Here is an 8198-nt window from a genome sequence, read left to right as displayed (position 1 = left end):
GGTGTTCCTGCGCACCCCCCTCTGGCCTGCCGGCCATCTCCCCCGCAAGGGGGGAGATTGGCAGCTTCGCCGCCGGCCATCTCCTTCAGACGACGGAAATTGGCGAAAGGACAGATGACGGCCAATCTCCCCCCTTGCGGGGGAGATGTCCGGCAGGACAGAGGGGGGTGGGACGGAGCGCAAGGCCAGCAGGCTCGATCTATTAGGTCAGCTCACCCGCCCTGCTTCGTGCTCGTGCCGAAATTCACCTTCGGCACCTGCATCTTGTCTTCCTCGACGGTGAAGTTGGCGAACGGCTCGTTGCCGCGGAACCAGAAGGTCGCCCACAGCACCGAGGGGAATGTCCTCAGCGTCAGATTGTAGTCCTTGACCGCCTGGATGTAGTCGCGGCGCGCCACCGCAATGCGGTTTTCCGTGCCTTCGAGCTGCGCCTGCAGCGCCAGGAAATTCTGGTTGGCCTTGAGGTCGGGATAGTTTTCCGACACCGCGATCAGCCGCGACAGCGCGCCCGTCAGCCCAGCCTGGGCATCCTGGAACTTCTTGAGGGCTTCCGGATCCTTCAGCGTATCCGGCGTCACCGTGATCTGCGTTGCCTTGGCGCGCGCCTCGACGACCGCGTCGAGCGTGTCCTTCTCATGCGACGCATAGCCTTTGACCGTCTCGACAAGGTTCGGGATCAGATCGGCGCGGCGCTGATACTGGTTCAGCACCTCGCTCCAGGCCGCCTTGGCGTTCTCCTCCGCCGTCGGGATGGTGTTGTAGCCGCAGCCGGCAAGCAGCGGCAGCACGAAAGCCATCATCAGCAAGGCAGGCAAGCTACGAAAAGCGGAGGGTAAGGAAAGGCGCTGGGCAAACATGATTGGTCCCTCGGGTCAAAGTTGCATGCGAAGCAATAGCACAATCCGCGCGCAAGAAAATGACCCGGCCGTGATGTTGCTTCTGGCCGGCCGTGAACCCCTGTGAATGCTTGCACGAACACGCTAAGCTCCCGACAGGAAAGGACATTTGCCATGACCGAGCGCCGGGACGACGAAAGCGAATCGCGCCGCATCCTCGAGCGCGTGGCGCGCGAGACGGCGCCGGGCGGCGCATCGTTCATCACCCGCACCGCGAAGGGCGCGCGCGACCACGTGACCGCCGCGGATGCCGACCGATCCGATCCGATCGAAGTTTGGGGCACCCGCATTGGCCGAACGCTCGGCCTCATCATCGCCATTGGGCTGTTGGCCTGGCTGGTGTATGTCGCCACGCGGGGCGGTTAGGAATCGACTTCCATGAATGCAGAAAAAACTGGCGCGCCGCGTGCGGTCATCGTCATCTCCAGCCATGTCGCCCGCGGCTCGGTCGGCAACCGCGCCGCGGTCTTCGCGCTCGAGACACTGGGCTTTCCGGTCTGGGCGGTACCCACCGTCATCCTGCCCTGGCACCCGGGCCACAGCCGCGCCACCCGCATCGTGCCGCCGCTCGACCAGTTCAAGGCGCTGATGGCCGATCTCGAGCGCGCGCCTTGGTTGGGTGAGGTCAAGGCGGTGCTCTCGGGCTATCTCGGCGAGGCCGGCCAGGCCGAGGCCGTCGCCTCGCTGGTCGCCGCCGTCAAGACGAAGACGCCAGGCGCCCTTTATGTCTGCGATCCTGTCATGGGCGATTCGGGCGGGCTCTACGTGCCGGAATCGACGGCCGCAGCGCTCCGTGACAGACTGATGTCGATCGCCGACATCGCCACGCCCAACCGCTACGAGCTCGAATGGATGGCCGGCGCGCCGCTGCCCGACATCAAGTCGGTGATGGCGGCCGCGCTTCACGCCGGCCCTTCCACCATGCTGGTCACCTCGGCGCCGTCGATGATGGCTGGCGGTACCGGCAATTTCCTGCTCGACGGCAGCCAGGCGCTGCTTGCAGAGCACCGCGTGATCGAGAAGCCGCCGAACGGACTGGGCGACCTGACGGCCGCCATCTATCTCGCCCGTATCCTCTCCGGCCAGCCGCCTCCGAAGGCGCTGCAGTCGACCACGGCCGCCGTCTACGAGATCCTGGCGCGCACCGCAAAACGCGGTGGCGACGAGCTGCAGCTCGAGACCGACGCGCAGAGCCTGTCGCATCCGATGGCCATGGTGCAGCTTCGCCATCTCCTCCATCCCGGACGGGACAAGCGGGCGTGACGCCAGGCGGCGGCGCCAAAGCATTTTGCAGCCAAGTGGAATCACTTGGCGTCGCAGAAATGCAGCTAAACAAACAGCCAGAGCGGGATGCAGACCTGCATCCCGCTCTGGCCGGCGTCGACGGCTGCAAGGCCGGCTGGATCGCCGTCCACCGCGCTGCTGATGCCGCGCCATCGGTCTCGGTCTTCCCGCGCTTCCAGGCGCTGCTTGACACCCTGCCCGATGCCACGATCGCCGTCGACATGCCGATCGGCCTGCCGGATCTTTCCCGCCGGGGCGGCCGCGGGCCGGAGGCGCTGGTGCGGCCGCTGCTCGGAGCACGGCAATCGAGCGTCTTTGCCATCCCTTCGCGCGCGGCGCTCTATGCCGACACCAGCGACTTCACCACGGTCGAGGCTTGGTACGCGGCGCACCGGCGGGCGAGCACGGTGGCGATGGCCACCTCCGATCCGCCGCGCGGCGTTTCCATCCAGGCTTTCGGCATCTTTGCGAAGATCCGCGAGATCGACGCGCTTTTGATCGAGCGGTCGGATCTGCGGGGTCGCATCTTCGAATCGCACCCTGAAGTGGCCTTCTGCCGGCTGAACGGCGGCGCGGCGATGGCGCTGCCGAAGAAGATCAAGGGCGCGGTCAACCCGGCCGGCATGGACGAGCGCAAGGCGCTGCTTTGCCGGCACGGCTACGAGAAAGCCTTCCTCGACCAGCCGCCGCCGAAAGGTGCCGCAAGCGACGACTTCCTCGACGCGGCGGCCATGATGCTGATTGCCGGACGGATCGCCAGCGGCGAGGCGCGGCCGTCGCCCGACCCGCCGCTGACCGACCGTTTCGGCATTCCCGTCGCCATCTGGGCTTGAGGCAAAATCGGCTGCGCGGCTTTGGCGGCATGCGTTTGCGACGCTGCCATCCGCAATTCGGCATTGCTCGCGACCGGCTTTTGCCGTTAGAGCCTTTTCTCGATCGCAACGAGCTGCCGCCTCCAACCCCCGGAAAGGCTCTAGCTGCCCATGCCTCACCTCCCCGAGCACCTGCTGACCGGCTACCGCAACTTCATGAGCGGCCGCTATCCCGCCGAAAGCGGGCGCTACCGCTCGCTGGCGCGCGAGGGCCAGTCGCCCGAGACGATGATCGTCGCCTGCTGCGATTCCCGCTCGGCGCCGGAAGCGATCTTTGATGCCGGCCCCGGCGAGCTCTTCGTGCTGCGCAATGTCGGCAACCTGGTGCCGCCTTATGAGCCGGACGGCGAGTACCACTCGACCTCGGCCGCGCTCGAATTCGCCGTGCAGAGCCTGAAGGTGAAGAACATCGTGGTGATGGGACATGGCCGCTGCGGCGGCATCCGCGCCGCGCTCGACACCAATTCGGCGCCGCTGTCGCCCGGCGATTTCATCGGCAAATGGATGAGCCTGATCGCGCCGGCTGCCGAAACCGTCACGGCGAGCACCTTCATGACGGCGACGGAGCGCCAGACCGCGCTGGAGCGCATCTCGATCCGCTATTCGATTGCCAATCTCAGGACCTTTCCCTGCGTCTCGATCCTCGAGGGCAAGGGCAGGCTCACGCTGCACGGCGCTTGGTTCGACATCTCGACCGGCGAGCTCTGGGTGATGAACAAGGAGACCGGCGATTTCGAGCGGCTGGAAATGGAGTGAGGCTAGGATGCATCGTCATTTTCGCCATGCCGTCTTTGCCACCGTCGCGCTGCTGTTCTCTCTCCTTGCCGCTCGCGCCGATGACAGCGCCGTCATCGACCGCTGGTATGCGGCGCTGCTCGCCGCCGACCGCGCCGAATTGTCGGCCCTGCTTGCCGACGACGCGCGCATGACGCTCGAGGACCTTGGCGTCGTTCAGAACAAGCAGGAATTCATCGACTCGATCGACCAGTGGCAAGACGCGGTCGCGGGCGCCGCGATCCGCCACCGAATCGAGAAAAGCGAGAACGGTGAGACCACCGTGCTCGCCTGCTACGACTTCCCGGAAAACGACACGCTGATGCGCGAGACCTTCACCGTCCTTGCCGGCCGCATCACCGCCAGCACCCAGACGGCGATCGCGCAGGACTGCAGCGCTTACTAAGCACAAAGCAATTCCAGGAAAAGCGCATAGCGGTTTCCGTCCGGAATTGCGCAATCAGTTTGTTGCGCGACAGGAAGCATCGCCCTACATCCGGTGCGACCCGCCTTTACCCAGCCCACCGGAATCGCTCATGTCATCCTTGAAGACCGTCGACCTCGCCGCCCATCCGTTGACCCTTTGGCAAGGCCCGCTCGGCCTGCCGGATTTCTCCCGCATCGGCGACAATGATTTTGGCCCTGTCTTCGACGCGGCGCTTGAGGCGCATCAGGCCGAGATCGACGCGATCGCCGGCAACACCGAGACGCCGACGGTCGAAAACACGCTGGCAGCACTTGAGCTTGCCGGCGAGCCGCTGGACCATGTCTCGTCGATCTTCTGGTGCCGCGCCGGCGCCCACACCAACGACACCATCCAGGCGATGGAGCGCGAGGTTTCGCCAAAGATGTCGCGGCATTTCTCGGCGATCTCGATGAACGAGAAGCTGTTCGCCCGCATCGATGACCTTTACCAGCGCCGCGAGAGCCTGGAGCTCGATCCGGAAACGCTGCGCGTCTTGGAAAAGACCTGGAAGGGCTTTGTCCGGTCGGGCGCGAAACTGGACGCCGAGGGCAAGAAGCGGCTCGCCGCCATCAACGAGGAGCTGTCCTCGCTCGGCACCAAATTCGGCCAGAACGTGCTGGCCGACGAGCGCGACTGGGCGCTGTTCCTCGACGAGGCCGATCTCGCCGGCCTGCCGGATTTCCTGAAGAGCGCCATGGCGGAAGCCGCCGAGATGCGCGGCCAGAAGGGCCGCTATGCGGTGACGCTGTCGCGCTCGATCTACGAGCCGTTCTCGACCTTTTCCGAGCGCCGCGACCTGCGCGAGACAGCCTTCCGCGCCTTCACCATGCGCGGCCAGAACAGCGGCGCCACCGACAACACGGATGTGGTGCGCAACATGCTGACACTGCGCGCCGAGAAGGCCAAATTGCTCGGCTACGAGTCTTTCGCGGCGCTGAAGCTCGATGACACGATGGCGAAGACGCCGAAGGCGGTGCACAACCTGCTCGACCCTGTCTGGGAAAAGGCGCTGAAAAAGGCAGCGACCGACCAGAAGGAGCTGGAGCGGCTGGCAACGGAAGCCGGCAGCAACGAGACATTCGCGGCGTGGGACTGGCGCTTCTATCAGGAGAAGCTGCGCGCCGAGAAATTCGCCTTCGACGAGGCCGAATTGAAGCCCTATTTGCAGCTCGATCGCGTCATCGAAGCCTGCTTCGACGTCGCCACGCGCCTGTTCGGCATCAGCTTCGAGGAGAAGAAGGGCATTGCGGCCTGGCATCCCGACGCGCGCGTCTTTGTGGTGAAGAATGCCGACGGCGGCGAGCGCGGCCTGTTCCTGGCCGACTATTTCGCGCGGCCGTCAAAGCGCTCCGGCGCCTGGATGAGCGCGCTGAAATCCGGCTACAAGCTTGGGCCGGGCGCCAAGCCGGTGATCTACAACATCATGAACTTCGCCAAGCCGCCGGCCGGCGAGGCGGCGCTGCTGTCGGTCGATGAGGCGAAGACGCTGTTCCACGAATTCGGCCATGCGCTGCACGGCATGCTGACCGACGTCACCTGGCCATCAGTCTCCGGAACCTCGGTGAGCCGCGACTTTGTCGAACTCCCCTCACAGCTTTACGAGCATTGGCTGACGGTGCCGGCGGTGCTGGAAAAGCACGCGCTGCACGTCAAGACCGGCAAGCCGATGCCGAAAGACCTGCTCGACAAGATGCTTGCCGCCCGCACTTTCGGCGCCGGCTTCGCCACGGTCGAATTCACCGCCTCGGCTCTGATCGACATGGCTTACCACGCGTGTCCGGACGCGCCGAACACGCCGCTTCAGTTCGAAGCCGAAACGCTCGAAAAGCTCGCCATGCCCGACACCATCGCGATGCGCCACCGCACCCCGCATTTCGGCCACGTCTTTTCGGGCGATGGTTATTCAGCCGGCTACTATTCCTACATGTGGTCGGAAGTGCTCGACGCCGACGCCTTCTCGGCCTTCGAGGAAACGGGCGATCCCTTCAATCTGGAACTGGCTGAGCGGCTGAGGAAGAACATCTACGCCGCCGGCGGCTCGAAGGACCCTGAGGAGCTATACACCGCCTTCCGTGGCAAGATGCCGTCGCCCGGAGCGATGATGGTGAAGCGGGGATTGGTGTAGCGCCGACTGATCTCCCCCCTTGAGGGGGAGATGGCCGCGAAGCGGCCAGAGGGGGTCGCCGCGCGTGAAGCGCCGACGTTCTCCTTCACCACCGCGGGGCGTCGCGGCAGTTGAGGCGACCCCCTCTGTCGCCTTCGGCGACATCTCCCCCTCAAGGGGGGAGACTTATCAGCTCCACGGATCCTCCACCCGCGGCCAGATCGGCCGCTTCAGCTTCTTGTAATCCGTCGCCGCCGGATTGCTCGGATAGGAGCTCGGCGCCGTCACATAGATGATCTCGGCGGCGATCGGCGCGAAGCCGGCGTAGAAATGGTTGGTCGACTTGACCAGCAGGATGTCTTTCGACAGCGGATCGATGCCGATGTTGGAAAAAATATCCGGCTCGAAGGTCTGGGTGCGGTTGGTGTTGAGGATGACGTCGACCTCGGTGCCTTCGATGCGAACCACCGCTGACGGCCCCAGCGTCACCCGGCTCGGCCCGAAACTCTGCCAGCCTTCGCCGACGGCCTTCAACACTGTGACGCGCGCGTCTATGGGCTCGCCGGCCTGGGGACCGGCCTTGCCGCCGAAACGCAGGTCGATGACCGCGCCCTCACCCGCGGCATGGCAGAAAGTCACCGCGATGGGGTCCCAGATCGTCGCGACGCCGACCTTGTCGACGCCGCGCGCCAACAATTCGCGCAGCACGATGGTGCCGTCGCCCGGCACGCCGCCGCCGGGGTTGTCCCATATGTCGGCGATGACCGCCGGCTTGTCTTGTCTTTCAGCGCGCACGGCAAGCGCCCGCTCGATGCCGGCGGCGGCGGAAAGCATCGTCATCGCGGTCTTCTCGCGCAGGGTGTAGAGCTCGCGCCCCAGCGTCTCCGCGAGACGGTCGCCCTTTGCCTTGTCGTTGTCGGTGACGACCAGGATGCGCGTTCCCATCTCCGGCACGTCGGCGGCCATGAAGCCATGGATGACCGAGACCGACAGCACGCCGTCCTTGCCGTGCAGCGCCTTGATTTTGTCGACGAACGAACGCATCGGTTCGCGGCTCGTCGGCAGCACCTGGATCATGCGGCAGTCGAAGGTCGAGATCACCGGCTTGATCTCGCCGCGCGCCGCCGCGAGGCCGATCTCGACCACATGCTCGCCGCGTTCGTAGAAATCGGTGTGCGGAAATTCGAGGAAGTAAGCCATGAAATCGCAAGCCGCAACGCGCTTCGGCGTCAAATGGCTGTGCGGATCGAATTCCGAGGCGATCACCACCTTCGGCCCGACGATCGCGCGCACGCGCTCCAGCAGATTACCTTCGCAGTCGTCATAGCCTTGCGCCACCATGGCGCCGTGCAGGCCAAGGATCACCGCATCGACCGGCAGGGCCGCCTTCAACTGATCGAGGATCTCGTCGCGCAGCGCCTCGAAAGTCTGCCGCTGCACAAGCCCGCCGGGCTCCGCCCAGGTGGCGGTTCCCTCGATGACGGTCAGGCCTTCCTTCGCCGAGCGCCGGCGCAGCGCGACGATCGGCGAGGAGCAGAGCGTCGGCGTCTCCGGATGCTTGCCGGGGCCGGCATAGAAGGCCATCTCGAACGAGGCCCGGTCGGTCGGCACCGGCGAGAAGGTGTTGGTTTCCGTCGCCAGCGAGGCGGTGAAGATGCGCATCAAAACTCCATGGACAATGACAGCTATTTTACGGCCCCGAGCGCCAAGCCCCGGACGAGATAGCGTTGCAGCCAGATGAACAGGATCGCGACCGGCAAGGTGGCCAGCAGCGTGGCCGCCATGACATGGTGCCATTCGAT

At 65.2% G+C, this 8198-nt stretch carries 8 protein-coding genes and 1 pseudogene; 6 read left to right on the top strand and 3 right to left on the bottom strand.

Annotated features, from left to right (window positions below; all coding sequences use genetic code 11):
• Positions 1-212: 212 nt before the first annotated feature.
• A complete protein-coding gene (locus tag EOA38_RS20965; protein WP_126091295.1) occupies positions 213-857 on the bottom strand; it encodes a LemA family protein in 645 nt (214 codons plus the stop codon).
• Positions 858-1010: 153 nt separating this feature from the next.
• On the opposite strand from EOA38_RS20965, the gene EOA38_RS20960 reads away from it, so the two are divergent.
• From EOA38_RS20960 to EOA38_RS20935, 6 genes are all read left to right on the top strand, one after another.
• Positions 1011-1262: a hypothetical protein gene (locus tag EOA38_RS20960; protein WP_126091294.1), complete on the top strand. Its 252-nt coding sequence runs from the start codon at positions 1011-1013 to the stop codon at positions 1260-1262.
• A gap of 12 nt (positions 1263-1274) precedes the next feature.
• Positions 1275-2159: a pyridoxal kinase PdxY gene (gene pdxY, locus EOA38_RS20955; RefSeq protein WP_127300131.1), complete on the top strand. Its 885-nt coding sequence runs from the start codon at positions 1275-1277 to the stop codon at positions 2157-2159.
• A gap of 59 nt (positions 2160-2218) precedes the next feature.
• Positions 2219-3013, top strand: a complete 795-nt coding sequence (locus tag EOA38_RS20950; protein ID WP_127300130.1) for a DUF429 domain-containing protein — start codon at positions 2219-2221, stop codon at positions 3011-3013.
• Between the two features lie 150 nt (positions 3014-3163).
• On the top strand, positions 3164-3808 hold the full coding sequence (locus EOA38_RS20945) for a carbonic anhydrase (RefSeq protein WP_127300129.1): 645 nt from the start codon (positions 3164-3166) through the stop codon (positions 3806-3808).
• A 7-nt stretch (positions 3809-3815) separates the two neighbouring features.
• Positions 3816-4232 carry a DUF4440 domain-containing protein gene (locus EOA38_RS20940; RefSeq protein WP_126091290.1) on the top strand — a complete coding sequence of 139 codons (417 nt, stop codon included), beginning with the start codon at positions 3816-3818 and terminating at the stop codon, positions 4230-4232.
• 130 nt (positions 4233-4362) lie between these two features.
• A complete protein-coding gene (locus tag EOA38_RS20935) occupies positions 4363-6417 on the top strand; it encodes a M3 family metallopeptidase (RefSeq protein ID WP_127300128.1) in 2055 nt (684 codons plus the stop codon).
• A gap of 168 nt (positions 6418-6585) precedes the next feature.
• Here the strand turns inward: EOA38_RS20935 and EOA38_RS20930 are convergent, their stop codons facing one another.
• Together EOA38_RS20930 and EOA38_RS20925 are read right to left on the bottom strand one after the other, a co-directional pair.
• Entirely contained in the window at positions 6586-8058 is a 1473-nt protein-coding gene (locus EOA38_RS20930; RefSeq protein WP_127300127.1) for a M81 family metallopeptidase, read from the bottom strand.
• A 23-nt stretch (positions 8059-8081) separates the two neighbouring features.
• A pseudogene (locus EOA38_RS20925) lies at positions 8082-8198 on the bottom strand (carbohydrate ABC transporter permease); the annotation flags it as partial.

The organism is Mesorhizobium sp. M1E.F.Ca.ET.041.01.1.1, assembly GCF_003997355.1.
Taxonomy (GTDB): Bacteria; Pseudomonadota; Alphaproteobacteria; order Rhizobiales; family Rhizobiaceae; genus Mesorhizobium.
The sequence above is the reverse complement of the archived record's forward strand: the minus strand, read 5'-3'. Positions and strand labels throughout refer to the sequence as shown.